Genomic DNA, 26,145 nt, shown 5'->3' with positions numbered 1-26,145 from the left:
AACTGTGCTGCACTGGTTTCACTACATATTGTTTGCATAGGAGAACATGATGAGCGTAAGCGCACACCTCGAAGAGCTGAAACGCAAACACGAAGCCCTCTCTGAGCAAGTCGAACAAGAGCAACGCGCCCCCGGCAGCAGTGATCTTGACGTCGCTGAACTCAAGAAACAGAAACTCCGCCTCAAAGAAGAAATCACGCGATTATCCGCGTAAGCGCTAGCCAGATTTCAAGCTGGCGCGCGTGGCGAGGACCGCGCCGCCAGTGATCAGCAAAGCCGCCGCGCCCAGGTGTATCGTGGGCTCGGCAAACCCAGCCCCCACCAGAGCCAAAGTCGACAGCAGCGGAGCCGCATATGAGGCGGTGCCCAAGAGCTGGATGTCGCCACGTTTCACCCCCACATCCCAGACATAGAACGCCAGTCCAACAGGGCCGAGGCCGAGGGCAAAGACTGACACCCAGGTGAGCATGTCGGCGGGCCAGACGGTATCCTCCAGCGCAATGTGCAGCAGCGTGGAGAGCACGGCGGTGGCGAGGCAGAAGACCACCACGGACACTGTGGGGATGTCGCCGAGGCGACGGGAGAGCACCGAATAGCTGGACCACGTGAAAGCGCAGGCAAGGGCGAGGCCATAGCCGGGCAGGTGGGTCGGGTTGAAGCCGAGGCCGCCGCCGCCGATGATCAGCGCTGCGCCCAAGAAACCAAGGCAAGCGCCAAACAGGTGGCCGGCGCGCAGGCGTTCACCGGGCAGCAGGCCGGACATCAATACAATCAGAAGGGGCCATAGGTAAGCGATCAGTCCGGCTTCGGCCGCGGGTGCGAGGCGTAGGGCGGAGAAGTAAAGCGCGTGGTAGCCAAACAGGCTGAGGCTGCCAAAGAGGTAGACCTTGAGGGGGATGCTGCGCAGGGCGCGCCACTCGCCAGTGGCAATGGCCCAGACGACCCCCAGCGTGCCGCCAATGGTGAAACACAGTGCATTGAGCATAAGCGGCGGCGTTGGGGCGCTGCCAACCGTGAAGAGGGCGAGCAAAGCCCAGAGCAGCACGGCGATGAAGCCAACTGCGGTCGCTTTGGCGCGGGTCATGCGGGGGGAATCTCCTCGATCGGCGTGATGATCAAGTTCTCGGTCACTTCGGCGGTTTTGTCTATCTCTGCCATCATCCATTCGCGCAGCGCGGCGATGTGGGGGCGGTCCTGGGTGCCTTCGCGGCAGAGGAAGCGAAAGCGGGCCTGCAGCCAGATGGCGTGTTTGTAAGGCGCGACAAGGCGGCCTTCGTGGATGTCTTTGACCACCAGAGCGCGGCGCCCAAGAGCGATGCCGGCGCCAGCCAGGGCGGCGTCGATGCTGTGATCCGCGCCGGTGAAGCGGGGACCATGAGAGGTGTCGATGTTAAGCTGCATCAGGCGACACCAGGCGGCCCAGTCCGCGCGGGGGCGCAGGAAGTCGATGGATTCGTCGTGGATCAGCGTGGCGGTTTTCAGGCTTTCCGGCGTGGGGAAACGTTCGGCCATTTCAGGTGTCATAACCGGGGTGACCCATTCGCGCGCCATCGGGTAGGTCCAAAGGCCGGGTTCGTCTTTCAGCAGGCCAAAGCGGATGGCCACATCGACCTCGTCACGGTTGAAGTCGAGGTTGCGCAGGGTGGCGGAGAAACGCAGTTCGATTTCCGGGTGGGCGCGGGCAAATTCGTAAAACCGAGGCGCAAACCACTTGGCGGTGAAAGCCGGGCCTGCGGTCACCATGAGGGTGGCGTCATCCATCTGGCGTTGGGCGGCGCGCCAGGCAGAGGACAAGGTTTGGAAACCTTCCTGAATGCCGGGGGCAAGTGTTTCGCCGATCTCGGTCAGGGCCACGGCGCGGTTCAGGCGGTGGAACAGCGGCGCGCCGAGGTGCTCTTCAAGTGATTTGATCTGATAGCTGAGCGCGGCGGGCGTGACGTGCAGCTCATCGGCGGCTTTGGCAAACGACATATGGCGTTGCGCGGCATCAAAGGCACGCAGCGCGGTGAGTGGGGGCAGGCGATCGGTCATGTTCGGTTAAATACAGATTAAGTGAGGCTAGGGAAAGTCTCGTTTGTCGCGAAGCTGTGTTGGCGCCATATTGGGGTCAGTTAAGTTTTCCATCGTCAAACAGAAGAGAGGCTATCATGATCGAGACTGCTATCACCGCCCGCACTCAGCAAGCCTACCAGGACGCGCATGCTGCCCGTAGCGCTGCCTTTGTTGGTTTTTTCAAAGTTCTGTTTGGTGGCAAATCCGTTCCGCTGAACCATGGTGTTCTTACGGAACCGTCCCGCTGCGCCTGAGACAGGCACTTACGGGGCAAAAGAGAAGGGCCGGTCGTTTGACCGGCCCTTTTGGTTTGTGAGTCGTGTGGGGATCACACGAAGAACTGGCCACCGTTGGCGGAGATGGTGGAGCCGTTGATGAAGCCTGCGTCATCGGAGGCGAGGAAGGTCACGCAGCGCGCGATTTCTTCTGGCTCACCCAGACGGCCGGTTGGGATCTGGCCAATGATCGACTCGCGGACTTTCTCTGGCACGGCCATCACCATCTCGGTGGCGATGTAGCCAGGGCAGATGGCGTTGGCGGTGATGCCCGCGCGGGCGCCTTCCTGGGCCAAGGATTTCACGATGCCAAGGTCGCCAGCTTTGGTGGCAGCGTAGTTGACCTGAGCAAATTGACCTTTCTGACCGTTGATCGAAGATATCACGATGATGCGGCCAAATTTGCGTTCGCGCATGCCAGCCCAGACAGGGTGCACGGTGTTGAACACGCCGGTCAGGTTGGTGTCGACCACTTCGTGCCACTGCTCTGGGGTCATTTTGTGGAATGGGGCGTCACGTGTGATGCCAGCGTTGGCAACAATCACGTCGATTGGGCCGAGATCATCTTCGACCTGCGCCAGACCTGCTTTGGACGCCTCATAGTCGGCCACATTCCATTTGTAGGTCTTAATGCCGGTGGCTTCGGTGAAGGCGGCGGCCTTCTCGTCGTTGCCGGCATAGGTTGCTGCAACTTCATAGCCTTCAGCCTTCAGTGCTTTTGAGATGGCTTCACCGATACCGCGGCTGCCGCCGGTGACGAGTGCTACTCTTGCCATGATGGTCCTCCAAGTGAGTAAATGTGTTGGTAACTCTGTTACGTTTTTAAATCACATTACGCAACATAATTACGTGATGAATTGCCGCACTGCAGATATTTTTTGCTGCTTGTGCGAAAAATGACCTCCCAGTACAAAAAAGAGGCGCCCGATGGACGCCCCTCTCATTCTCAAACGCATAGGGGCGTTGCGTCAAGGACGCTCAAGGCACATGGCCACACCCATGCCGCCGCCGATGCAGAGGGTTGCGAGACCTTTTTTGGCGTCGCGACGCTTCATTTCAAACAACAGTGTGTTCAGGATACGCGCACCAGACGCGCCAATTGGGTGACCAATGGCGATGGCGCCGCCGTTCACATTCACAATCTCAGGGTTCCAGCCCATGTCTTTGTTCACGGCGCAGGCCTGTGCGGCAAAGGCTTCGTTGGCTTCTACCAGATCCAGCTCTTCGGCGGACCAGCCGGCTTTGTCCAGTGCCTTGCGGGAAGCGTAGATTGGGCCAACACCCATGATGGACGGGTCCAGACCGGCGGTGGCGTAAGACGCGATGCGGGCCAGAGGCTCGATGCCGCGCTTTTCCGCCTCATCAGCGGTCATCAGCAGAGCGCCAGCCGCGCCGTCGTTGATGCCGGAGGCGTTGGCCGCGGTGACGGTGCCGCCGTCGCGGACGAAGGCTGGGCGCAGTTTCTGCATGGCTTCGATGGTGGCGCCGTGGCGGATGTATTCGTCGGCGTCCACAACGATGTCACCCTTGCGGGTTTTTACAGTGAACGGCACGATCTCGTCGGCAAACTTGCCAGCTTTCTGAGCGGCTTCGGCCTTGTTCTGGGAAGCCACGGCGAACTCGTCTTGGGCTTCGCGGCTGATCTGCCACTTCTCAGCCACGTTCTCTGCGGTTTGGCCCATGTGGTAGCCGTTGAACGCATCCCACAGGCCGTCGCGGATCATGGAGTCGATGTATTTCACATCGCCCATTTTGGTGCCTGCGCGCAGGTGCGCCACGTGGGGAGACAGGGACATGTTTTCCTGACCTCCGGCGGCCACGATAGACGCGTCACCCAGTTGGATGTGCTGTGCAGCCAGAGCCACGGCGCGCAGGCCGGAGCCACACACCTGGTTGATGCCCCAAGCGGCACTTTCGATTGGCAGGCCGGCGTTGACGTGCGCCTGGCGGGCCGGGTTTTGACCTTGGCCACCGGTCAGAACCTGACCGAGAATGGTTTCAGACACATCCGCCTTTTCAATGCCGGCACGCTCTACCAGTGCGTTAAGCACGGTGGCGCCGAGATCATGTGCGGGGGTGTTGGCGAAGGAGCCGCTGAAGCTACCGACGGCGGTCCGGGCCGCGGAAGCAATCACTACGTTGGTCATATGCAAATCCTCTACAAAATGCTGGGCGGAGCATGTGCGGGACCGCCCCCCTCAGGCAACCCGCAAAACTCCGTTTCCGTAGCGTCAATAGCGCATTTGCCGCACTGCGGCAATGGTCAGGCTGTCACAGGGCTAAAGTCGCATGGCGAGAATGCGCCCATCGCGTGTAGGCGAAGCACTGAAGAGGAGGTTTTGCAGGGGAGTTAGGCCGCGTTACTTTTGCGCTGTTTCCACGGTGGGGAAATGGTTGGCGCGCCAAAGGCAAAGCCTTGTAGGCAGTCAAAGCCGAGGTCCGCCATCATCTGCGCATCTGCCGGGCTTTCAATACGGCTGGCAACGGAGTGCATGTCAAAGCGCTCACAAATCGCAGCGACAGCGGAGGCAATCACCTGATTGCTGCCATCCAGAGAAATGTTGCGGCTGAAGCTGCCGTCCAGTTTGATGATGTCAAAATCAAAGTCGCGGAAGACGGTCAGCGTGGTCAGGCCGGAGCCGTAGTCATCCAGTGCAAAGGACATGCCTTTGACCTGCAGCTCTTCCATAAAGCCTTGAACAATTTCCGGGACCTGCACCACGGATTTTTCCGAGATTTCAAAGATCAACCGTTCCGGAATGGTGGCGGCGCGGGTCAGGCCGCGCTGTAGGCAATCCATCCAGGGGGCATAGCCGATCGAGCGGGCTGACATGTTGATTGAGAGGCGCAGGCCGGGCTGTTCCGCCAGAGCTTGCAAGCCAAGCTCGAGCGCAAGCACATCGAGTTGGCGGCCCAGTTCGCTGTCTTCAACGGCGCCCATGAAATCTTTGGCGGGAATGATGCGGCCGGTTTCGTCCAGCACCCGCACAAGCCCTTCGTAAAACGCGGGACGCTTGGTGTTGGAAGCCTGAACAATCGGTTGGTAGGCGAGCAGAACCTGCTTGTGCGCGATTGCCTCGCGGACCATGTCCAGCGTGGAGGAATCCCGTGTGTCCAGGGCGTACGCCAGCGGGCTGCGATGCCCTTGCTTCGCGCCAGCCTTGCGTTTCTTTTTGTTTGGGCGATCCATAGCAGGCTTCCCATCATCCCATTTAGCAGCGTGCCCATTTAAGAACACAGACATGAACCATGTCTTAAAATGACGCTCTGGGACGGCGCTGAACAGGGGTGTTTTAGCCCTGTTTTTAACTAACTTAAGGCGAATAGAGGGCGGTTCGCCCAGTATGTGCCACAGGGCTTAAGAAGCGGTTTCCGACGCCGGTCAGTTGGAGGTATGCACAATGTGGCAGGTTTGACGCGCGGGGCTCGACAGCAGTGGCAAGAGATCCTGGGGTGCCGCTCGCAGGAGTTTGACGGAGGCTTTGGCACAGCGGTGCAACGCTTGTTCGCGCGCCACCATGGAGGAGGGCTCGGCCCAGGAATAGCCGATGGCACCGTTGTCGGCGACGGCAAAGGCACCGGAGCGTTTCTTGTTTTGCAGCTTTTTGTATTCGCGAAAGTCTTTGTTGGCCGCGTGGGACAGGGTCACGCCAAAGGCGGTACGGTCGTAGTCTTTGGGCACGCTGCGGGCGTACAGTACGCAGTAGTCCGGGTTGCGCGATTGTTTGTGGCACAGGGTCTGCGCATAAGCTTCGGCCAGCCAGAGGGAGTTGGCGTTGGCGTGCACGCCAGCGTGGCGTTCCGGGCGGTTGATGTAGATCGCCCCGAAGTAGTCGGATTTACGTTTGAACTGGCGGAAGGCGGCGCGGGCATCGCCGCGCAGCTCAAACCGTTTCACCATTTCGATCTTGGTGTGTCTGCCGTGCTGTTGAATGTCCTGCGCGGCAAGTTGGGCGGGGGCGCCCAGAAGGAGGAGAAAAGCCAAGGCGTGGCGGATCATAGGGGTCTCTTCTTATGTGCCAGTCGTCAGGGCTTTGGGGCGTGTCAGGAGTTCCCCATGGCGATTACGGCGGAAAGGATAGCACGGGCGTTTTCGCTCGACCAGTCTGCATCCCCTTGTAAACGTGCAATTTCCTTGCCGTCGCGGTCCATAATGATGGTGGCGGGCAGGCCAAAGACAGCCATTTCCCGCGCAACGGCTTGCTTGGGGTCGCGATGCAAGGGAAGGTTGTTCACGCCAATCTCGTCAAAGAACTTCTGCATCGCGGGGACCATGTTGCGGCCGGTGGCGAGCGTCAGCACCTCAAAATCTGCGCCGCTGAGCTCGGATTGCAGTTCTGACAGCATCGGCATTTCGTGGCGGCAGGGGGCGCACCAGGTGGCCCAGAAGTTCAGAAGCACCACTTTGCCTTTGTAGTCCCCCAAGGTGGCTTCGCCGCCGTCTTCTGTGAGGAAGCTGTTTTGCGAGACCTCTTTGGGGGCAGAGTGGAAGTTGAGCTTGCGCATGTCACCTTCGCGCATGTCAACGACGGCGGAAAAGTCGCGGGTTTCAGCCTTGGCTGAAGGTTTCAGAGCAACAAAGGAGAGGGCGGCAATTGCGATTGCTGCCAAGCCTGTATAAACCAGCGCGGACCCATTTACTTTCATCTTCCCTCCAAAAGGGCTTCTCATGACCAAAGATACCTCAAACCAGATGTGGGGTGGCCGTTTTGCCGCCGGACCGGACGCCATTATGGAAGCGATCAACGCGTCTATTGGCTACGATCAACGTATGGCGGCGCAGGACATTGCTGGCTCTCGGGCCCATGCGGCGATGCTCGCCAAGACAGGCATTCTGACAGATAGCGATGCGGAGGCCATTCGGGAAGGGCTTCTCACGGTGTTGTCAGAGATTGAGGGCGGCACGTTCCAATTTTCCACGGCGTTGGAAGACATTCACATGAATGTGGAAGCGCGGCTGAAAGAGATCATTGGCGAGCCTGCCGGGCGCTTGCACACAGGCCGGAGCCGGAATGACCAGGTTGCGACGGACTTTAAACTCTGGGTGCGCGATCAGATTGATGCGGCGATTGCCGGCATCGAGGCGCTGATCCGTGCGTTTGTGTCGCAGGCTGAAGCGGGCGCGGATTGGGTGATGCCGGGCTTTACCCATCTGCAGACCGCGCAGCCGGTGACATGGGGCCACCACATGATGGCTTATGTGGAGATGTTTGGCCGTGACTTGTCACGTTTCAAAGACGCGCGGGAACGGATGAATGAATCCCCTCTGGGCGCGGCGGCTTTGGCTGGGACGTCTTTCCCAATTGATCGTGAGATGACGGCCAAGGCGCTGGGCTTTGACCGTCCGGCGGCGAACTCTTTGGACGCGGTGGCAGATCGTGACTTTGCGTTGGAGTTCCTGTCCGCAAGCAGCATTTGCGCCATGCACTTGAGCCGCTTTGCCGAAGAGCTGGTGATTTGGTCCTCCGCGCAGTTCCGCTTTGTGACGCTCTCTGATCGCTTCTCCACCGGCAGCTCCATCATGCCGCAGAAGAAAAACCCGGATGCGGCAGAGTTGATCCGTGCCAAGATTGGCCGGATCTTTGGCGCCAACACTGCGCTTCTGATGGTGATGAAGGGCCTGCCGTTGACGTACTCCAAGGACATGCAGGAAGACAAAGAGCAGGTCTTTGATGCGGCGGACAACCTGATGCTGGCGCTGGCGGCGATGGAAGGCATGGTCAAGGACATGACTGCCAACCAGGATAGCCTGGAAGCAGCAGCCGGCAGTGGCTTCTCCACCGCAACTGATCTGGCCGACTGGCTGGTGCGGGCGCTGAACATGCCGTTCCGCGACGCGCACCATGTTACCGGCTCGCTGGTTGCCATGGCGGAAAGCAAGGAGTGCGACCTGCCAGACCTGACGCTGGAAGACATGCAGTCTGTGCATGCGGCGATCACGGAAGATGTGTTTGGTGTGCTGGGCGTACACAACTCGGTGTCCTCGCGCATGTCCTATGGTGGCACCGCGCCCACCCGTGTGCGTGAGCAGATTGCCGCTTGGAAAGCCAAGCTGGACAGCTAAGCCCTTGGGGAGATGACGCCGGAGGGCGGTGTTTCCCCTTTCCAATCCGCGCGGTTTTTCCGTATGGTGGACGCGTCGACTGCATTTGCACCGGGGGGTGCATTAGGTCCTGTTGACGCTGCTGCCATGGGAGATCCCACATGTTCCGCGTTGTTTTTGCCTGTTTGAGTTTGGCTGTTGTGTCCGCGTGTGGTGTGGACGGAGAGCCTTGGACACCCCGTGCCAACGCCAATATCGGAATCGGCTCTGACGGGGTGCACACATCCGGCAGCGTGGGCGTGACCAACGGCACCGTGAGCATCTCAATTGGCGGTGGCTGTCGCTGGTATGGCTGCTAAGGGCTTAGCCTCTTGAAAGCTCAGTCCCAATCGGGACATTCTGATCCGAAGCAAAGGCGGCGCCGTACCTGTGGTGCCGCTTACTTTTTGGGATTGGGGAACACATGTCACCTTTGCGTTGGGTATTTTTGGGATTGGCCATTTGGGGCGCGATCCATCCGATGATGTATTTTGGGCCGTGGATTGCCGAGAACGGTCTGGATCTTCAGGCCATGGTGGCGCTGTGGAAAGCCAATGACGCGGTGACCGGCATCTATTGGGATCTTGTGATCTCTGCCATCACGCTCACGGTGTGGGTTCTGGTTGAGGTCTGGGTGCGGCGCAATTGGATTGCGCTATTGGCGATTCCAGCGACTTGGATGATTGGTGTGAGCTGTGGCCTGCCGCTTTATCTGTTCCTGCGGGCAAAGCCGGTGAAGTAAGTCGGCTCAGGAGCATTGATCGGCGCTGCGCCGCGGCGTATGAGGGAGGCCGAACTACGCTAGCGGCACGCAGGAGACGGCACTATGGATCATTTTCTTTATCGCGACGGGGAGTTGTTTGCCGAAGATGTGCCGGTAAAGGAAATTGCCGCGCAGGTTGGCACGCCGTTCTACTGCTATTCCACCGCGACCTTTGAACGCCACTTCCGCCTGTTTGACGAAGCACTGGAAGGCACGGATCATCTGGTGTGCTACGCCATGAAAGCAGCCTCTAATCAGGCGATCTTGAAAACTCTGGCCGCACTGGGCGCGGGCATGGATGTGGTGTCGGGCGGCGAATATGCGCGCGCCAAGGCCGCGGGGGTGCCGGGCAACAAGATTGTGTTCTCCGGTGTCGGTAAAACCGAAGATGAGATTGAACTCGCGCTGACTGGTGGCATCCGCCAGTTCAACGTGGAGAGCGAGCCGGAAATGGCGGCGATCAGTGCCGTGGCGAGCCGTTTGGGAGTTGAGGCGCCAATCACCATTCGGGTGAACCCGGATGTGGATGCCAAAACCCACGCCAAAATTGCAACCGGTAAGTCGGAGAACAAATTTGGCATCCCAATCAGCCGCGCCAAAGAGGTTTATGCGCTGGCGGCGTCTTTGCCGGGCCTAAAAGTCATTGGTATTGATGTGCACATTGGCAGTCAGTTGACCCAGTTGGCGCCGTTTGAGGCGGCTTATAAGAAGGTCGCGGAACTGACTGAACAGTTGCGGGCCGAAGGGCACGACATCAAGCGGTTGGATCTGGGCGGTGGCCTGGGCATTCCCTATGAGCGCTCCAACTCTGCGCCGCCGCTGCCGGTGGAATATGGTGCGATGGTAAAGCGTGTGCTGGGGCACTTGAATTGCGAGATCGAGATTGAGCCGGGTCGTTTGATCGCGGGCAACGCGGGCATCATGGTGTGCAAGGTGATCTACGTGAAGTCCGGCGAAGACCGTGAGTTCCTGATTGTCGACGGGGCGATGAACGACCTGATCCGTCCGGCGATGTATGAGGCGCATCATGATATTGTGCCGGTCGTTGAGGCCGAACCGGGGCAGGAGCCTGCGCAATATGACATCGTGGGGCCGGTCTGTGAATCTGGCGACACCTTTGCCAAAGGGCGCAATATGGCGCAGCTTGCCGATGGCGATCTGATCGCGTTCCGCAGTGCAGGGGCCTATGGCGCGGTAATGTCCAGCGAGTACAACACGCGGCCCTTAATCCCAGAAGTTCTGGTGAAGGACGATCAATTTGCGGTTATCCGCCGACGTCCAACCTATGAAGAGATGATAAACCGCGATAGCATCCCAGAGTGGCTGGATCAGACCAGCGACTAAGAGCCAACCGATAGGAGCGCCGTGACCCGTCAAAGCCCTTCAGATGCAGCCCTGTTGCACCTTCGGTGGGTCATTGGCCTGACCCGGTTGGGTCTGTTTGCAGAATCATTCACACGTGCGTTTTGGCCGGTGTGGACCATTGCCTTTGTGGTGCTGGCCGCACTGATGGTGGGGCTGCAGGACCATCTGCCGCTGGAAATGATCTGGATTTGCGGCTTTTTGGCTGCGGCTGGGATGCTCGTGTTTTTGGTGCGTGGGGCGCGGCAGTTGGTGCTGCCGTCCCGTGACATGGCGATTGCGCGGCTGGATGCAACCTTGCCAGGACGGCCGATTGCGGCGCTGCGCGATGCGCCGGCGGTGGGCAAGGACGACGCCGCCTCTCAGGCGCTTTGGATGGCCCACCAGAAACGCATGGCAGCGCGCACCAAGGGCGCCAAAGCGGTGCAGCCGGATTTGCGGATTTCGCGGTTGGACCCGTTTGGGTTGCGTTACACAGCGATCCTGTTGTTGATGATGGCCTTTGTCGGTGGATCGTTTTCAAATCTATCGTCCGTGAGGGAATTGGGGCCCGGAGGCGGGGCAGCTTTGGCAAGTGGGCCAACCTGGGAAGGTTGGATTGAGCCGCCGAGTTACACCGGCAAACCTGCGCTTTACCTGAATGATCAACCTGAGGGCAAGTTGGTGTTGCCGGAAGGCAGCCGGGTTTTGCTGCGGCTTTACGGAGAAGTCGGTGCTCTGACCGTGGCGGAGACCGTGTCCGGCCGGGTTGGGGCGATTGAGAGCGCGGCCGAGCCGGAGCAGAGCTTTGATGTGCGTCAGACAGGTGATTTGGAGATCGCCGGGCCGGGCGGGGCTGCCTGGCATATTGTGATGCAGGATGACCTTGCGCCGAAAGTGATTTTGAGCGGGCAGGTGGAGGCCTCTGGGCGTGGTGAGATGACCCTGCCGTTTCATGCGTCTGACGATTATGGCGTGGTCGGCGGAACAGCGGTTGTGGAGCTGGATCTCGACGGCGTGTCCCGACAGTACGGGGTGCGGGTCGATCCTGAACCTCGTGAGGCGGTGGTGGTCGAACTGCCCTTGCCGATCTCCGGCGATCGGGCGTCGTTTGAAGAGACCTTGATTGAGGACTTTTCCGAACACCCTTGGGCGCATTTGCCGGTGAAGGTCACGCTGACTGTAGAGGATGACGCGGGGCTTGAAGGACAATCCGGAGACTTGCGGTTTGAACTGCCGGCGCGGCGGTTCTTTGACCCGTTGGCGGCGGCAGTGATCGAGATGCGGCGGGATTTGTTGTGGTCACGGGAGAATGGCAAACGCGTGGCGCAGTTGATGCGGGCGGTGTCGCACCGGCCTGAGGATGGCGTGTTTCGGCGCGAGACAGATTACCTGCGGTTTCGGACCATTTTGCGGCGGTTGGAAGTGAACGTGACGCATGGGCTGTCTGAAGAGAAACGCGACGAACTGGCTGAGGCGCTGTGGCAATTGGCGCTGGACTTGGAAGATGGCGATCTTGGCAGCGCGGCGGAGCGTTTGCGACAGGCGCAGGAGCGCTTGTCCGAAGCGATGAAAAACGGTGCCAGTGATGCGGAGATTGCGCGTCTCATGCAGGAGTTGCGCGAGGCCACTGAAGACTACATGCGCGAGTTAGCGCGGCGGCAGCAGCAGGACGGCGAAGAAGGCGAAAATCAGCAGAGCGCAGAGAATTCGATGCAGATGGATCAGAACGATCTGCAACGCATGATGGACCGCATTCAGGAACTGATGGAACAGGGCCGCATGGCAGAGGCGCAGCAGGCTCTGGAAGAGTTGCAGCGGCTGATGGAGAACATGCGCGTCACCCAAGGCCAAGGTCAACAGAACCAGGGCGAGCAGGCCATGGAAGGGCTGGCTGAAACGCTGCGCAATCAGCAAGGCCTGTCTGACGAGGCTTTCCGCGAGTTGCAGGAACAGTTCAACCCAAACGCTCAGAGCGGACAGTCACAGGAAAACCAAGGGTACAGTGGTGGCGAAGGGCGTGGTCAGGCGCATGACGGCACTGGTGGCGAAGGTCAGGGTAACGGCGAAGGTGAGGGCGAGACCGGCCAATCCAATGGCGATCAACAGGGCCAGCAAGGCGCGCTGGAGGACCGCCAGCGGGCATTGCGTCAGGAGTTAAACCGTCAGATGCAGAACTTGCCGGGGCAGGGCACGCCAGAGGGGGATGCCGCGCGGGAAGCGCTTGGTAATGCGGAAGGTGCCATGGAAGGTGCCGAAGAGGCGTTGCGTGAGGATGATCTGGCCACGGCAATTGATCGGCAAGCGGAAGCGATGGATGCCCTGCGGGAGGGGCTGCGCAACCTTGGTGAAGCCATGGCGCAACAACAACAGCAAGGCCAACAAGGCACCGCCGAGGCGCAGGGCCAGGCGCAAGACCCGCTTGGGCGCAGCCAAGGCAATCGCGGAGCGGCAGGTACCGATGAAGGGTTGCTGCAGGGCGAGGATGTGTATCGTCAGGCGCGTCGTCTGTTGGACGAAATCCGCCGCCGTGCCGGAGAGACAGAGCGCTCTGAGTCAGAGCGTAACTATCTGGAACGTTTGCTGGAGCGGTTCTAAGGCCTGCGCTGGACAGCCGGTTAGGACTGTCCGGTCAGGGCGTTGAGTTTCAGAAACAGACCAGCCACTTTGTCGTCCAGCCAGATACGGGCACCGTTTGCTGAGGCCATAAAGCTGTCGATGTAAGGCGCGGCCTGCGGGTAGCTTTTGCTGAGACTGTCATGCGAACTGTAAACAAACACCGCTGCGCCCGCGAGCAGGATCACCAGTGCAAATCCGAGACGGAACCCACGCGCACGGCTGGCGCTGTTGTTGGTTTTCTGCCCTAAATCCGGATTGCGCGGTGTGTCGCCCGAGGTGCGCAGGGTCGAGTTGATCTCTTCGATATCCGGCAGCAGGTCGCGGCGGGTGTCCTTGGCGCTGCGGACGGTTGCGGCCACTGCCGCTGCGGTGGCGGCATCGTCTTGCCCCCTTAGGCGGCGCAGCCGGTTGGCGGCTTCATCCGCGCGGCGGTCTGTGGCTGTGGGGCGGTCTTCGCCCTGGTCGAGACCTAGATCACCCTGTGTCTCAAGGCTTTGCGGTTGTTCGGCCGCGCGGGCGCGGCTTTCGTATTCCACTTCTTCGCGCAGGATGTCTTTGACTGAGTCGTCCAGCCCACGTGGCTTGGGGGCAGGCTCTGGCTCTGCATCTACTGCGCCGTCGTCTTCCGGGAGGGCGTCGGTCTCAAGGTCGTCTTCCAGATCTGCGGCGACTTCCAGTTCATCTTCGTCGTCCGGTTCAGGCGCTGGGACGGGCTCGCTCTCTTCTTCCTGCGCGTCCGGTGTTTCGGCAATGTCTTCGCGGTGCTCTTCAGCGTCTGCTGGAGCCTCCTCGTGCTGAGGCGCTCTCTCTTCGGCCCAGTCTTCCTCGGTTTCCAGATCCCAGTCTTCGCCCCCTAGGTCCAGATCATCGGGGTTTTCTTCTTCCTCGTCATCGAAGAAGTCCTGATTGTCCTCCGGCTCTGCTTCAATAGAGAGCTCTGGCGGTTCGACCTCTTCAAAGACTTCTTCTTCGGGCGCAGCAGCGTCGTCTTGCGTGGCCTCTTCGCTAGCCGCAGCGACCACATCGGCAACAGCGTTCTCAACGGGTTCTTCCGCCTGCATGTCCGCGTGCACCTGAAACCAGGTGTTGCCGCAGTTGGAGCATTGCACATCCCGCCCACCGGTCGGGATGATGTCGTCAGGCACTTCATATTGTGCCCCGCAATTTGGGCAAGTGAGCCGCATACTCGTCCCCTGCTGTCGAAGTTCTTGCTTTTATTCAGGAACCATATTCTGAAACATCGCTTGGCGAAAGTGCAAAGGCGGCGTGGAACAGATTGCAACCAAGGCGATGCTCGTGCACAACAATCGGGACAAATGAGGTCTCATGTGATCGAACTAGACAATATTGCGTATAGCTATGGTGGCGGCGAGTTGCTGAGCGAGGTGTCCCTGAAGCTGGCACCCGGATCTTTCCATTTTTTGACCGGGCCGTCCGGGTCCGGGAAGACCACGTTTTTGAAGCTGTGTTATGGCGCGCTGACCCCGACGGCGGGGCGGGTGCAGCTGTTTGGCAAAGATGTGCGTGAGATGGATCGGGATGACCACGCTTTGGCGCGGCGCCAGATCGGCGTGGTGCATCAGGATTGCCAGTTTTTGGACCACCTGCCGGTGCGAGAAAATGTGGCTTTACCGCTAACGGTTTCGGACAGGGATTCTTTGGAGCAGCATTCCAACCTGAAAGAGCTTTTGACCTGGGTGGGTTTGGGGCATCGCGCCAGTGCCTTGCCGCCGGAGCTGTCAGGCGGGGAGCGCCAGCGGGCGGCTTTGGCGCGGGCGGTGATTATGTCGCCGGATGTGGTTTTGGCGGATGAGCCAACCGGCAATGTGGATTGGGAAATGTCCCAACGGTTGCTGCAGCTTCTGGTGGAACTGAACAAGATGGGCAAGACCATCTTGATTGCGACCCATGATCTGAACTTAATCCGATCGGCCAAACATCACGTGCAGGCACGGGTGCTGCGGATTTCGGGGCGTAAGTTGCAACTGGCGGGGGCAGATCTATGAGCAAAGGTCTGCAGCTTTCCAAGCTGATTATGGGCGACGCGCAGGCAGACCGCGTGGTGCCGCCAACGGGATTTACCGCGCGATTGACGTTGTTTGCGGCGGGGGCCATGGCGTTTTTGACGGTGTTTGCTTTGGCGTTGTCCTTGGCCTCGGGCCGACTGGCGGCGCGGTGGGGTGATGAGCTGGCGCAGAGTTCAACGTTGCGGATTTCCGCGCCGGAAGAGCAGATGGCGGCTCAGACAGCGGCGGCACTGACCGTGCTGGAGAGCACGCCGGGAATTGCTTCGGCGCGGGCCTTGAGTGTTGACGAGCAGCGCGGCTTGCTGGCGCCTTGGTTTGGGCCGGACCTGCCGCTGGACAGCCTGCCGATCCCGCAGTTGATCGAGATTGTCGAGACCGAAGAGGGCTATGACGGCGCTGGGTTGCGGCTGCGATTGCAGGCGGAGGTGCCGGGCGCGGTGCTGGATGACCACACCCGTTGGCGGCGTCCGCTGGAGCGTGCCGCTGGGCGGTTGCGTCTGCTGGGCTGGGTGTCGATTGGCCTGATTGGGGCGGCCACGGCGGCGATGATTACCTTGGCGGCCAATGCGGCGTTGGCGGCTAATGCGCAGGTGATTTCGGTGCTGCGCTTGATTGGCGCAAGGGACAGCTACATTGCACGCGCCTTTGTGCGGCGCTTTACCCTGCGCGCCCTTCTGGGCGCCGCTGTGGGCACCGCAATGGGGGCCTTGGCCGTCTTCTTGCTGCCTTCGGCGCAAGAGAGCGGCGGCTTTCTGACCGGGCTAGGGTTCCAAGGCATGAGCTGGGCGTTCTTGGCGCTGATCCCGCCGCTGGCGGGCGTGGTGGCCTATCTGGCCACCGGCGCGGCGGCACGACGTACACTAGGGGAGTTGACCTGATGCGCTTGGCGTTTCAATGGGTGATGTCGATCATCTATGTGGTTCAGAATGCGATTGTGATGCTGGCGATGGGGATTGTGTTTTTCCCCTGGGCGTTGTTGTCCTCTAAAGGGGCCATGGCGGCGTGCAACACCTACGCCACTTGGGCGATCTGGTCGGCGCGCTGGTTGGTGGGCATTCGATCCGAGGTGCGTGGCGAGGTGCCGAGTGGTGCCGTTTTGGTGCCTGCGAAGCACCAGTCGTTTCTCGATATTATGATGATCTTCAAAGCGGTGCCGCAGCCGCGCTTCATCATGAAATATGAGTTGCTGTTCACGCCGATCATCGGGGTGTACGCGTGGCGTTTGGGCTGTGTGCCTGTGCGGCGCGGCAAGCGGGGTGCGGCGATCAAAGCGATGTTGGCGGATGTGGAAAGCGGTCGGGTGCCGCCGGGCCAGTTGGTGATTTATCCGCAGGGCACACGGGTGCCTGTTGGCGAGCATGTGCCGTATAAGGTTGGCCCATACGTTCTTTACAAAGAGACTGGGCAGACGGCGGTGCCGGTGGCAACCAATGCCGGGATGTTCTGGCCCAAGGGCACGATGCTGCGCAAGCCGGGCCTGGCTGTGGTTGAGTTTCTGGAGCCAATCGAGCAGGGCGCAGACCAAAAAGAATTCATGACGCGGTTGGAAAAGGTGATTGAGACCCGCTCCAATGCGTTGATGGTGGAAGCGGGGTTTGATCCGGATGCAGTACGTCAGTGATCTTGCGGAGTTAGAGGCGCTTTATGGCAAACCGGCCTCGGCGTCGGTCAATAAAGTGGCGCTGCAGATGACGCCGCTTTACCGCAAATGGATCATGGCGTCGCGGTTCTGTGTGGTGTCGACGGTGGGGCCGGAGGGCACGGACGGCAGTCCACGCGGGGACGATGGCCCTGTGGTGCGCGAGCTGGACGACCGCACGCTTGCGATGCCGGATTGGCGTGGGAATAACCGGATCGACACGCTGCGCAACATTGTGGCGGACGGGCGTATATCGCTGTTGTTCATGGTGCCGGGCTCCAACAATGTGGTGCGGGTCAATGGGCTTGCCAAGGTGACCACAGATGCCGCTCTGTGCGAAAGTTTTGAGGTGCAAGGCAGACACCCGCGTGCGGTGATTGTGATAAAAATTGGCGAGATCTACACGCAATGTGCTCGGGCGGTGATGCGGGCCGGGTTGTGGGCCTCGGAGGATGAAAGCGCCGATTTGCCTACAGTGGGACAGATTCTGGCCGAGCAGACCGATGGGGCCGAGGGCGGTACGCCCTACGATGAGGGCTGGGCCGCGCGGGCTGCGAAGACGATGTGGTAGTGGCCTATGGGCCATAATTTCAAATGAAAAGGGCGCCCCAAGAGGCGCCCTTTATTGTTCATTTTAGACAGCTTAGCTGTGGATTGCGCCGTCGCCGCAGGCCAGTGCGGCTTCGCGGACCGCTTCGGAGTAGGTTGGGTGCGCGTGGCAGGTCAGGGCGATGTCTTGCGCTGAAGCACCAAACTCCATGGCCACGCAGAGTTCGTGGATCATGTCGCCAGCCGCCGGGCCGATGATCGCAGCGCCAAGCACGCGGTCGGTCTCTTTGTCGACGATGATTTTCACAAAGCCTTCGCCTTGGTGTACCGCTTTGGCGCGGGCGTTGCCCATGAACATGAACTTGCCAACTTTGATCTTGCGACCTTCGGCTTTCAGAGCGGCCTCGGTGGCGCCGACGGTGGCCACTTCTGGGGTGGTGTAGACCACGCCCGGGATCACGCCGTAGTTCACGTGGCCATGTTTCCCGGCCAGAACTTCAGCCACGGCCATGCCTTCGTCTTCGGCTTTGTGCGCCAGCATTGGGCCTTCGATCACATCGCCGATGGCGTAGATGCCCGGCACGTTGGTGGCCCATTTGCCGTCCACAGCGATCTGGCCGCGTTCGGTCATTTTCACGCCAAGCGCGTCCAGACCCAGGCCTTCTGCAAATGGTTTACGGCCGGTGGCAACCAGCACCACATCTGCGTCCACAACCTCTTCGTCGCCGCCTTTCTTAGGCTGATAGCGCACTTTGGCTTTGGTTTTGGTGGCGTCCACGCCCTGCACAGCCGCGCCCATGATGAACTTAAGGCCTTGTTTTTCAAGGATACGCTTGAAGGTCCGCTGTACATCCGCGTCCATGCCGGGGCAGACCGCGTCCATGTATTCCGCCACGGTCACTTCTGCGCCGAGGCGGGCATAGACTGAGCCCAGTTCGAGGCCAATCACGCCAGCGCCGATCACGGTCATCTTCTTTGGTACCTTTGGCAGGTCCAGCGCGCCGGTGCTGTCGACCACGATGCCTTTGTCGTTGTCGACTTCAACACCTGGCAGGGAAGACGGCACGGAGCCCGAGGCGATCACGATGTTCTTGGCGTCGTGCACGTCATCGCCAACTTTGACCTGACCGGCAGCCGGGATAGAGGCCCACCCTTTGAGCCAGTCGATCTTGTTCTTCTTCATCAGGAACTCGATGCCGCCCGTGTTTTGTCCAACAACATCAGTCTTATACGCCTTCATCTGGTCCCAATCGACCGACGGGCTTTTGCCCTTCAGGCCCATGTCAGCGAAGTTGTGTTCGGCCTCATGCAGCATGTGGGTCGCGTGCAGCAGCGCCTTGGACGGGATACAGCCCACGTTCAGGCACGTGCCGCCCAGTGTTTCACGGCCTTCCACGATGGCGGTTTTCAGACCCAGCTGCGCGCAGCGGATTGCAGAGACGTAGCCGCCAGGGCCTGCGCCGATGATGATGACGTCATATTGAGCCATAGGTGTGTTTCCTTGGTCTATTGCAGGGGCATTATGCCCCGTCTTGTGGGAAAGCTCTCACAATGAAGAGCTTGATATGGTTGGTCTTTATTCGGGTTTCAACAGTTTTACGGTGACGTTGGTGATGCCGTCGCGCTCCATGTGCATGGCGAGTTCCTCGCTGTCAAAAAAGGCGCGGGCCTTGTCTTTTTCGACGATGGCAAACAGCGCGATGGCATGGTTTTCATGATCGGGATCGGACCAGACGTTGAGGTCCACAATCCCGGCGGCTTTGCGGTTGGCGCTGTCCTTTCGGAAGACGGTGAGCCAGGCGTCAAAATCGGCAACATCAGCTTGCCAGAGCACATGGGTGGGCATGGTCTATCCTCCTATGTTCTGCATCTCGCGCGGCGCGGGGCCAGCGGCGGGCAGGGGAAATGCGCGTCTCTCCAATAGGGGCAGTTTGGGCGATTTTTGCACGTCTGCATAGCGTCGGTATTGCGTCTGTATCGCGGAGGTGGGGAAATGGGTGGCGAAGTGCGGGAAGGGGCGCTGCCCCTGAGGCATCTGGTATGCCTCTACCCCGGGAGATTTGGGGTTAGAAGAATTTGGTCGGCGATTGGAGTTTAACACTTAGTTATTCTCCTGAGCCGTGGCATTTGCACGCCTCTCTCCAAAGATTGCGATACTCAGAAGGAATGCTGCTATGGCGAAACAGGTTCCCCAAAACAGTTCACTGCGTGCGTAGCCATTGCTTAAGTCGACACCATAAAACACCGCGTCGTGCAGTCCGGCGATTGCAAACATGGCTGACACTGTTGCGACGACGGTTTTGGACCAGCGGAGAATGACCAGTAAGACGATCATCGTCACGACGGCAAAGTGCGCGCCCTGTCGGTCAATCAGAGCCAGATACCCTTGGAGTGAGTTGCTTACTGTCGCCAAATAGAAATATGGCCACAGGCGCTCAATTAAGATGGCGATCAAGAACAATCGCGCCACTTTGACAGGCCATTGGGAGGAGCGCATTGACTTCATATCACCTCTCCGCACGGGCCACGTGTGGCTCGGGCAGCGCCCGACCGCTCCCATGGGCGGGCGCTTTCAGCACCCACCCGCGGTCAGGCGTTGCCCTATGTTGGGGGCGGTCGGTCACGGTTTTTACAGATCCATCAGCAGGCGGCGTGGGTCTTCCAGCGCTTCTTTCACGCGCACGAGGAAGGTCACGGCGCCTTTGCCGTCTACGATGCGGTGATCGTAGGACAGGGCCAGATACATCATCGGACGGATCGCAACCTGCCCGTTGATCGCCATTGGACGGTCCTGAATTTTGTGCATGCCGAGGATGCCGGACTGCGGCGGGTTCAGGATCGGGGAGGACATCAGGGAGCCGTAGACACCACCGTTGGAGATGGTGAAGGTGCCGCCCTGCATTTCGGCCATGGAAAGCTTGCCGTCACGGGCGCGCTTGCCTTTCTCGGAGATGGCTTTCTCGATGTCCGCAAAGGACATGGCGTCCGCGTCGCGGATCACGGGCACAACCAAACCCTGCGGCGTGCCGGCGGCCACACCCATGTGCACATAGTTTTTGTACACGATGTCGGTGCCGTCGATCTCTGCGTTCACCTCAGGCACTTCCTTCAGCGCATGCACACAGGCTTTGGTGAAGAAGGACATGAAGCCGAGACGCACGCCGTGCTTCTTCTCGAACTGGTCTTTGTACTGGCTGCGCAGCGCCATCACCTCGGTCATGTCGACCTCGTTGTAGGTGGTCAGCATGGCGGCGGTGTTCTGGCTGTCTTTCAGACGACGGGCGATGGTCTGACGCATCTTGGTCATCTTCACGCGCTCTTCGCGGGCCGCGTCGTCAGCAGCAACCGGTGCACGTGGGGCGGCGGCTGGGGCAGGGGCTGCGGCGGCTGGCGCCAGCGCGGCTTTCAGCACGTCTTCTTTCATGATGCGCCCGTCGCGGCCGGTGCCGGTTACAGAAGCGGCGTCGATGCCTTTTTCTGCCATCAGCTTGTTGGCGGAGGGGGCGTTTTCCACATCAGCGGACCCGGCAGGTGCGGCTGCGGCGGCTGGAGCGGCAGCAGGAGCTGCGGCTGCGGAGGCAGATGCGCCACCGATCACAGCCAGCTTGGCAGATGCGTCCACGGTGGTGCCTTCTGGAGCGAGGATTTCGGAGAGCACACCGGCGGCAGGCGCGGGCACTTCAACGGAGACCTTGTCGGTTTCCAGCTCGCAGAGCATCTCGTCTTGCGCAACGGTGTCACCCACGGCTTTGAACCATGTGGAGACGGTGGCCTCGGTCACGGATTCGCCAAGGGTTGGGACCATCACGTCCACCGCGTCGCCACCACCGGCAACGGGGGCTGCGGCGGCAGGCGCTGCGGCTGGCGCAGGGGCGGCGCCTTCTCCGGCGTTGATCATCGCCAGCAGGGCGTCAACACCCACGGTGTCGCCTTCGGCAGCGACGATTTCACCCAGAACGCCCGCGGCAGGGGCAGGCACTTCGACGGTCACCTTGTCGGTTTCCAGCTCGCAGAGCATTTCGTCCACGGCAACCGCATCACCCGGCTTTTTGAACCAGGTGGCAACAGTGGCTTCGGTGACGGATTCGCCAAGGGTAGGGACTCGAACTTCGGTCATGGATCAATTTCCTTCCATGGAGAGCGCGGCATCCACCAGCGCTGCTTGTTGGGCTTTGTGTTGGCTTGCCAGTCCGGTGGCAGGGGAGGCGGAGGCCGGGCGGCCTGCGTATGCCGGACGGGTGTGTTTGGCTTTGATGCGGGTCAGGGCCCATTCGATGTTGGGCTCGATGAAGGACCACGCGCCCTGGTTCTTGGGCTCTTCCTGACACCAGACCATTTCGGCATCTTTGAAGCGCTCAAGCTCCTTGATCAGCGAGTGGGCCGGGAACGGATAGTATTGCTCAATCCGCATCAGGTAGATGTCGTCGATGCCGCGGGCGTCACGCTCTTCCAGCAGGTCGTAGTAGACTTTGCCGGAACACATCACGACGCGTTTGACGTCCTTGTCCTTCTTCAGATTGGTGTCGGAGTTGCCTTTTTCAGCATCATCCCACAGCACGCGGTGGAAGGAGGAGCCATCGGTGAAGTCTTCCGCTTCGGAAATGGCCAGCTTGTGGCGCAGCAGAGACTTTGGCGTCATCAGGATCAGCGGCTTGCGGAACGTGCGGTGCAGCTGACGGCGCAGGATGTGGAAGTAGTTGGCTGGCGTGGTACAGTTGGCCACAATCCAGTTGTCGCCACCACACATCTGCAGGAAGCGCTCCAGGCGGGCCGAGGAGTGCTCTGGGCCTTGGCCTTCAAAACCGTGTGGCAGTAGAACGGTCAAACCGGACATGCGCAGCCATTTGCTTTCGCCGGAGCTGATGAACTGGTCGAACATGATCTGCGCGCCGTTGGCGAAGTCGCCAAACTGAGCTTCCCAGAGGGTCAGCGCGTTTGGTTCTGCCAGCGAGTAGCCGTATTCAAACCCCAGCACCGCGTATTCAGACAGGGCGGAGTCGATGACTTCGTACTGGCTCTGACCGGCGCGGATGTTGTTGAGCGGGTAATAGCGCTCTTCCGTGTCCTGGTTGATGATACCGGAGTGACGCTGGGAGAAGGTGCCACGGGTGGCGTCCTGACCTGCGAGGCGGACCGGGTAGCCTTCGGTCAGCAGAGAGCCAAAGGCCATGGCTTCGGCGGTGGCCCAGTCAAAGCCTTTGCCGGAGGAGAACATCTTGCCACGGGTGTCCAGAAGTCGGCCCACGGTTTTGTGCAGTGGGAAGCCATCTGGCACGGTGGACAGGGACTTGCCGATTTCCGCCATGGTTTCTGGCTTGATCGAGGTCTGGCCGCGCTCATAGTCTTCGCCGCGTTTGTCCAGGTGGGACCAACGGCCGTCGAGCCAGTCTGCCTTGTTTGGCTTGTACTCTTTGCCAGTCTCAAACTCTTCGTTCAGGTGAGCCTGGAACGAGGCTTTCATGTCCTCGATTTCGCCCTCTGGGATGAGGCCGTCTTTCACCAGGCGTTCGGTGTAGAGCGTGAGCGTGGTTTTATGCTTCTTGATGCGCTTGTACATCACCGGGTTGGTGAACATGGGCTCGTCGCCCTCGTTGTGCCCAAAGCGGCGGTAGCAGAACATGTCGATGACGACATCTTTCTGGAATTTCTGACGGAACTCGGTGGCCACTTTTGCCGCGTGTACAACCGCCTCTGGGTCGTCGCCATTCACGTGGAAGATTGGCGCTTCCACAACCAGCGCGTTGTCGGTTGGATATGGCGAGGAGCGGGAGAAGTGCGGGGCGGTGGTGAAGCCGATCTGGTTGTTCACCACGATGTGCATGGTGCCGCCGGTTTTGTGACCCTTCAGGCCGGAAAGCGCAAAACACTCAGCTACAACACCCTGACCCGCAAAGGCGGCATCGCCGTGCAGCAGGATTGGCATCACTGCGGTGCGCTCGTCATCGTTGAGCTGGTCCTGCTTGGCGCGGACTTTGCCCAAAACAACCGGGTTTACTGCCTCAAGGTGGGAGGGGTTTGCGGTCAAAGACAGGTGCACTTGGTTGCCGTCAAACTCGCGATCCGAGGAGGCGCCGAGGTGGTATTTCACGTCGCCGGAGCCGTCGACATCCTCAGGTTTGAAGCTGCCGCCTTGGAATTCGTTGAAAATCGCGCGGTAGGGCTTGGCCATCACGTTGGCCAGAACCGACAGGCGGCCACGGTGGGGCATGCCGATCACGATCTCTTTCAGGCCCAAGTTGCCGCCGCGTTTGATCACCTGCTCCATGGCCGGGATCAGACTTTCGCCACCGTCCAGACCAAAGCGCTTGGTGCCCATGTATTTCACGTGCAGGAACTTCTCAAAGCCTTCGGCTTCGACCAGTTTGTTCAGGATCGCTTTGCGGCCCTCGCGGGTGAAGCGGATTTCTTTGTCGTACCCTTCGATGCGCTCTTTCAGCCAGCTCGCTTCGTCAGGGTTGGAAATGTGCATGTATTGCAGCGCGAAGGTGCCACAGTAGGTGCGCTTCACGATGTCCATGATCTGGCGCATCGTGGCGATGTCCAAACCGAGTACTTTGTCGATGAAGATTGGGCGATCCATGTCGGCGTCGGTGAAGCCGTAGGATTTTGGATCAAGCTCCGGATGTGGGGTCTGGTCGCGCATGCCCAGCGGGTCGATGTGGGCGATCAGGTGGCCGCGAATACGGTAGGCGCGGATCAGCATCAGGGCGCGGATGGAATCCAGAACCGCGCGTTTGATGGCTTCGTCAGAGACCTCAACGCCTTTCTCGGCGGCTTTCTCTTTGATCTTTTTGCCAGCGGCCTTGGCCTCCGCCGGTTCCGCCCATTCGCCGGTCAGGCTTTGGGTCCAGTCGTCGTTGGGCTGTGGCGGCCAATCCGCGCGCGCCCAGGAAGGGCCCGCGGCCTCTGCCTTTACGTCCAGCTCCGCATCGCCGAGCTGACGGAAGAACTCCTGCCAGACTTCGTCAACCGCATTGGGGTTGGCGGCGTAGCGGGCGTACATCTGTTCGAGGTATTCCGCATTGTGCCCCTGCATAAAGGAGGAGGCGTGGAAGATGTCGTTTGGCGACTGTTCGGTCATGATGGCACCTCATGTGGGTTGGGACCGTATTTGTTGGGACCGGGTTGGGACGGGCGTGCAAGGAGCACAATTGTCAGGATTAAGGTAGCGGCGGAGAAGAGCCACAGAGTTATGAATAGCGCACCACTGGAAGGCGCCCGCACCTCCGTAGGAAACTCAAGCCCCTCAGGCACAGAGGAGAGGTCTAGGGGGACTGTTTCGCTCGTAACGTAAAACAACCCAAAACAGATCGCTGCTGCGGCAAACGGGGCAAGGACAATCCAGCCAGGTCTTCCCAAGTCTTGAATGCGCCTCCAGCAAACCGCCAGCAGTGGTAAAGCAACAACGATTTGAAGAACCGTGCCAAACCAACCGCTATCGTAACTGGTATGATGCACGATTCCTTCTCTTTGAACGCCGTTTTCTATTGTGATGGTAAACTGTTCCGTCACGGTGGGGCCAAAAACGACCGAATTAAATATGGTGAGCGCGATTGAAGTCAAAAAGAGGAGCCACACAAAGCTCCATAGTTCATACCGGTCCGACCGACCCTTGAAATCAAGGCCACGCAAAAAAACAACTTTAGCGTTTTCAAACATTAGCAACTCCCTTTAGTCGCCATAACTCGGTTGAGTTAACAGCGCGTTCAAGAAATCGCGTGGCTGATACGTGGAGAAGAGCGGAGGCTTCGTTGCTTTTTGAGCTTGAAATAGCCCAGCACTGTCGGGCAGCCCCCGACCGCCATACCTTGCCGAAGGCAAACCTTCGGTTTGACGGGCGGGGGCTTTCGCCCCGCCTGCGGTCAGGCGCTGCCCTATGGGCATATGTCGGGGGCCAACCAAGCATGCTTAACCGATCGCTTTGAGCACAGCTTCGCCGAGGCCGGCTGGGCTGTCTGCGACGACGATGCCAGCTTCCTGCATAGCGGCGATCTTGTCTTCGGCACCACCTTTGCCACCGGCAACAATCGCACCGGCGTGGCCCATGCGGCGGCCGGGAGGCGCTGTGCGGCCTGCGATGAAGCCAGCGGTTGGCTTCCAGCGGCCTTTTTTGCGCTCGTTGGCGAGGAATTCAGCGGCTTCTTCTTCCGCAGAGCCGCCGATCTCACCGATCATGATGATGGACTGGGTCTCATCATCCGACAGGAACATGTCCAGCACGTCGATGTGCTCGGTGCCTTTGATTGGGTCGCCGCCGATGCCCACAGCGGTGGACTGGCCCAGACCGATGTCTGCGGTCTGTTTCACCGCTTCGTAGGTCAGGGTGCCGGAGCGGGACACAACGCCCACGGAGCCACGCTTGTGGATGTGGCCTGGCATGATGCCGATTTTGCAGGCGTCAGGGGTGATCACACCTGGGCAGTTAGGACCGATCAGGCGGGACGCGGAACCTTCCAGCGCGCGCTGTACCTTCATCATGTCCAGCACAGGAATGCCTTCGGTGATGCAGATGATCAGTTCCATTTCCGCATCGATGGCCTCAAGGATCGAGTCCGCTGCGAAGGGCGGAGGTACATAGATCACGGAAGCGTTGGCTTCGGTCTTGGCTTTGGCGTCGTGTACCGAGTCAAAGACCGGCAGGCCGAGGTGTTCCATGCCACCTTTGCCCGGGGTCACGCCGCCTACCATTTTGGTGCCATATGCGATGGCTTGTTCAGAGTGGAAGGTGCCCTGAGAGCCGGTGAAGCCCTGACAGATAACCTTGGTGTTTTCATCTACGAGGATAGCCATTTATGTGG

Annotated in this window: 26 protein-coding genes; 11 read left to right on the top strand and 15 right to left on the bottom strand. The window is 59.9% G+C overall.

The features are described from left to right. Positions 1–49 precede the first annotated feature (49 nt). Positions 50–214 (top strand): YdcH family protein, encoded by a 165-nt coding sequence (locus SIB38_RS18780; RefSeq protein WP_294116464.1) that lies wholly within the window; start codon positions 50–52, stop codon positions 212–214. A gap of 3 nt (positions 215–217) precedes the next feature. Here the strand turns inward: SIB38_RS18780 and SIB38_RS18775 are convergent, their stop codons facing one another. Next, positions 218–1,084, bottom strand: a complete 867-nt coding sequence (locus tag SIB38_RS18775; protein WP_294116462.1) for a DMT family transporter — start codon at positions 1,082–1,084, stop codon at positions 218–220. Beyond that, complete coding sequence (gcvA, locus tag SIB38_RS18770) at positions 1,081–2,031, bottom strand: transcriptional regulator GcvA (RefSeq protein WP_412550803.1); 951 nt, start codon at positions 2,029–2,031, stop codon at positions 1,081–1,083. Before gcvA ends, SIB38_RS18775 begins: the two co-directional genes overlap by 4 nt. 116 nt (positions 2,032–2,147) lie before the next feature. Here gcvA and SIB38_RS18765 point away from each other — a divergent pair, with 116 nt between their 5' ends. Next, positions 2,148–2,306: a hypothetical protein gene (locus SIB38_RS18765; protein WP_294116460.1), complete on the top strand. Its 159-nt coding sequence runs from the start codon at positions 2,148–2,150 to the stop codon at positions 2,304–2,306. A gap of 74 nt (positions 2,307–2,380) precedes the next feature. Here the strand turns inward: SIB38_RS18765 and phbB are convergent, their stop codons facing one another. The 5 genes from phbB to SIB38_RS18740 all read right to left on the bottom strand — a co-directional run bounded on the left by phbB (position 2,381) and on the right by SIB38_RS18740 (position 6,974). After that, positions 2,381–3,103, bottom strand: a complete 723-nt coding sequence (phbB, locus tag SIB38_RS18760) for an acetoacetyl-CoA reductase (protein WP_294116459.1) — start codon at positions 3,101–3,103, stop codon at positions 2,381–2,383. A gap of 192 nt (positions 3,104–3,295) precedes the next feature. Further along, positions 3,296–4,474 carry an acetyl-CoA C-acetyltransferase gene (locus tag SIB38_RS18755; protein ID WP_294116458.1) on the bottom strand — a complete coding sequence of 393 codons (1,179 nt, stop codon included), beginning with the start codon at positions 4,472–4,474 and terminating at the stop codon, positions 3,296–3,298. Positions 4,475–4,677: 203 nt separating this feature from the next. After that, positions 4,678–5,517 (bottom strand): EAL domain-containing protein, encoded by an 840-nt coding sequence (locus SIB38_RS18750; protein ID WP_294116457.1) that lies wholly within the window; start codon positions 5,515–5,517, stop codon positions 4,678–4,680. Positions 5,518–5,709: 192 nt separating this feature from the next. Continuing rightward, positions 5,710–6,327, bottom strand: coding sequence for a hypothetical protein (locus tag SIB38_RS18745; RefSeq protein ID WP_294116456.1), 618 nt, complete (start codon positions 6,325–6,327; stop codon positions 5,710–5,712). Positions 6,328–6,371: 44 nt separating this feature from the next. Next, positions 6,372–6,974: a TlpA family protein disulfide reductase gene (locus tag SIB38_RS18740; RefSeq protein ID WP_294116455.1), complete on the bottom strand. Its 603-nt coding sequence runs from the start codon at positions 6,972–6,974 to the stop codon at positions 6,372–6,374. Between the two features lie 22 nt (positions 6,975–6,996). Between SIB38_RS18740 and argH the strand changes: the two genes are divergently transcribed. The 5 genes from argH to SIB38_RS18715 all read left to right on the top strand — a co-directional run bounded on the left by argH (position 6,997) and on the right by SIB38_RS18715 (position 13,111). After that, complete coding sequence (gene argH, locus SIB38_RS18735) at positions 6,997–8,391, top strand: argininosuccinate lyase (protein ID WP_294116454.1); 1,395 nt, start codon at positions 6,997–6,999, stop codon at positions 8,389–8,391. 140 nt (positions 8,392–8,531) lie between these two features. Beyond that, on the top strand, positions 8,532–8,729 hold the full coding sequence (locus SIB38_RS18730) for a hypothetical protein (protein WP_294116453.1): 198 nt from the start codon (positions 8,532–8,534) through the stop codon (positions 8,727–8,729). A 104-nt stretch (positions 8,730–8,833) separates the two neighbouring features. Next, entirely contained in the window at positions 8,834–9,151 is a 318-nt protein-coding gene (locus SIB38_RS18725; protein WP_294116452.1) for a DUF2834 domain-containing protein, read from the top strand. A gap of 84 nt (positions 9,152–9,235) precedes the next feature. Further along, entirely contained in the window at positions 9,236–10,516 is a 1,281-nt protein-coding gene (lysA, locus tag SIB38_RS18720; protein ID WP_294116451.1) for a diaminopimelate decarboxylase, read from the top strand. A 21-nt stretch (positions 10,517–10,537) separates the two neighbouring features. Further along, the gene (locus tag SIB38_RS18715) at positions 10,538–13,111 is read left to right on the top strand and encodes a TIGR02302 family protein (protein WP_294116450.1); all 2,574 of its coding nucleotides are present in this window, start codon (positions 10,538–10,540) and stop codon (positions 13,109–13,111) included. A 20-nt stretch (positions 13,112–13,131) separates the two neighbouring features. On the opposite strand, the gene SIB38_RS18710 is transcribed toward SIB38_RS18715, so the two are convergent. Continuing rightward, the gene (locus tag SIB38_RS18710) at positions 13,132–14,316 is read right to left on the bottom strand and encodes a zinc-ribbon domain-containing protein (RefSeq protein ID WP_412550802.1); all 1,185 of its coding nucleotides are present in this window, start codon (positions 14,314–14,316) and stop codon (positions 13,132–13,134) included. 144 nt (positions 14,317–14,460) lie between these two features. On the opposite strand from SIB38_RS18710, the gene SIB38_RS18705 reads away from it, so the two are divergent. From SIB38_RS18705 to SIB38_RS18690, 4 genes are read left to right on the top strand one after another with little or no spacing between them, the layout of a single operon-like run. Then, on the top strand, positions 14,461–15,138 hold the full coding sequence (locus SIB38_RS18705) for a cell division ATP-binding protein FtsE (RefSeq protein WP_294116448.1): 678 nt from the start codon (positions 14,461–14,463) through the stop codon (positions 15,136–15,138). After that, positions 15,135–16,037 carry a cell division protein FtsX gene (locus tag SIB38_RS18700; protein ID WP_294116447.1) on the top strand — a complete coding sequence of 301 codons (903 nt, stop codon included), beginning with the start codon at positions 15,135–15,137 and terminating at the stop codon, positions 16,035–16,037. The genes SIB38_RS18705 and SIB38_RS18700 overlap by 4 nt, the downstream gene beginning before the upstream one ends. Beyond that, on the top strand, positions 16,037–16,780 hold the full coding sequence (locus tag SIB38_RS18695) for a lysophospholipid acyltransferase family protein (RefSeq protein ID WP_294116446.1): 744 nt from the start codon (positions 16,037–16,039) through the stop codon (positions 16,778–16,780). Before SIB38_RS18700 ends, SIB38_RS18695 begins: the two co-directional genes overlap by 1 nt. Then, positions 16,764–17,369: a pyridoxamine 5'-phosphate oxidase family protein gene (locus SIB38_RS18690; RefSeq protein ID WP_412550801.1), complete on the top strand. Its 606-nt coding sequence runs from the start codon at positions 16,764–16,766 to the stop codon at positions 17,367–17,369. Before SIB38_RS18695 ends, SIB38_RS18690 begins: the two co-directional genes overlap by 17 nt. A gap of 72 nt (positions 17,370–17,441) precedes the next feature. Here SIB38_RS18690 and lpdA read toward each other — a convergent pair whose 3' ends face one another. The 7 genes from lpdA to sucD form a co-directional block, all read right to left on the bottom strand. Continuing rightward, on the bottom strand, positions 17,442–18,836 hold the full coding sequence (gene lpdA / locus SIB38_RS18685; protein ID WP_294116444.1) for a dihydrolipoyl dehydrogenase: 1,395 nt from the start codon (positions 18,834–18,836) through the stop codon (positions 17,442–17,444). A gap of 87 nt (positions 18,837–18,923) precedes the next feature. Then, positions 18,924–19,193, bottom strand: a complete 270-nt coding sequence (locus SIB38_RS18680) for a hypothetical protein (RefSeq protein WP_412550800.1) — start codon at positions 19,191–19,193, stop codon at positions 18,924–18,926. Positions 19,194–19,448: 255 nt separating this feature from the next. After that, positions 19,449–19,853 (bottom strand): hypothetical protein, encoded by a 405-nt coding sequence (locus SIB38_RS18675; RefSeq protein WP_294116440.1) that lies wholly within the window; start codon positions 19,851–19,853, stop codon positions 19,449–19,451. Between the two features lie 123 nt (positions 19,854–19,976). Continuing rightward, positions 19,977–21,464, bottom strand: a complete 1,488-nt coding sequence (odhB, locus tag SIB38_RS18670; protein WP_412550799.1) for a 2-oxoglutarate dehydrogenase complex dihydrolipoyllysine-residue succinyltransferase — start codon at positions 21,462–21,464, stop codon at positions 19,977–19,979. Between the two features lie 3 nt (positions 21,465–21,467). Beyond that, positions 21,468–24,428 (bottom strand): 2-oxoglutarate dehydrogenase E1 component, encoded by a 2,961-nt coding sequence (locus SIB38_RS18665; protein WP_412550798.1) that lies wholly within the window; start codon positions 24,426–24,428, stop codon positions 21,468–21,470. Further along, positions 24,425–25,006, bottom strand: a complete 582-nt coding sequence (locus SIB38_RS18660) for a DUF805 domain-containing protein (protein WP_412550797.1) — start codon at positions 25,004–25,006, stop codon at positions 24,425–24,427. The genes SIB38_RS18665 and SIB38_RS18660 overlap by 4 nt, the downstream gene beginning before the upstream one ends. Positions 25,007–25,255: 249 nt before the next feature. Further along, positions 25,256–26,137, bottom strand: a complete 882-nt coding sequence (gene sucD / locus SIB38_RS18655; protein WP_294116436.1) for a succinate--CoA ligase subunit alpha — start codon at positions 26,135–26,137, stop codon at positions 25,256–25,258. Positions 26,138–26,145 lie beyond the last annotated feature (8 nt).

The sequence above is a fragment of the Shimia sp. MIT910701 genome (assembly GCF_047126315.1).
GTDB lineage: Bacteria > Pseudomonadota > Alphaproteobacteria > Rhodobacterales > Rhodobacteraceae > Shimia.
Note: the sequence above shows the minus strand (reverse complement) of the source record. Positions and strands in the feature narration are given on the sequence as shown.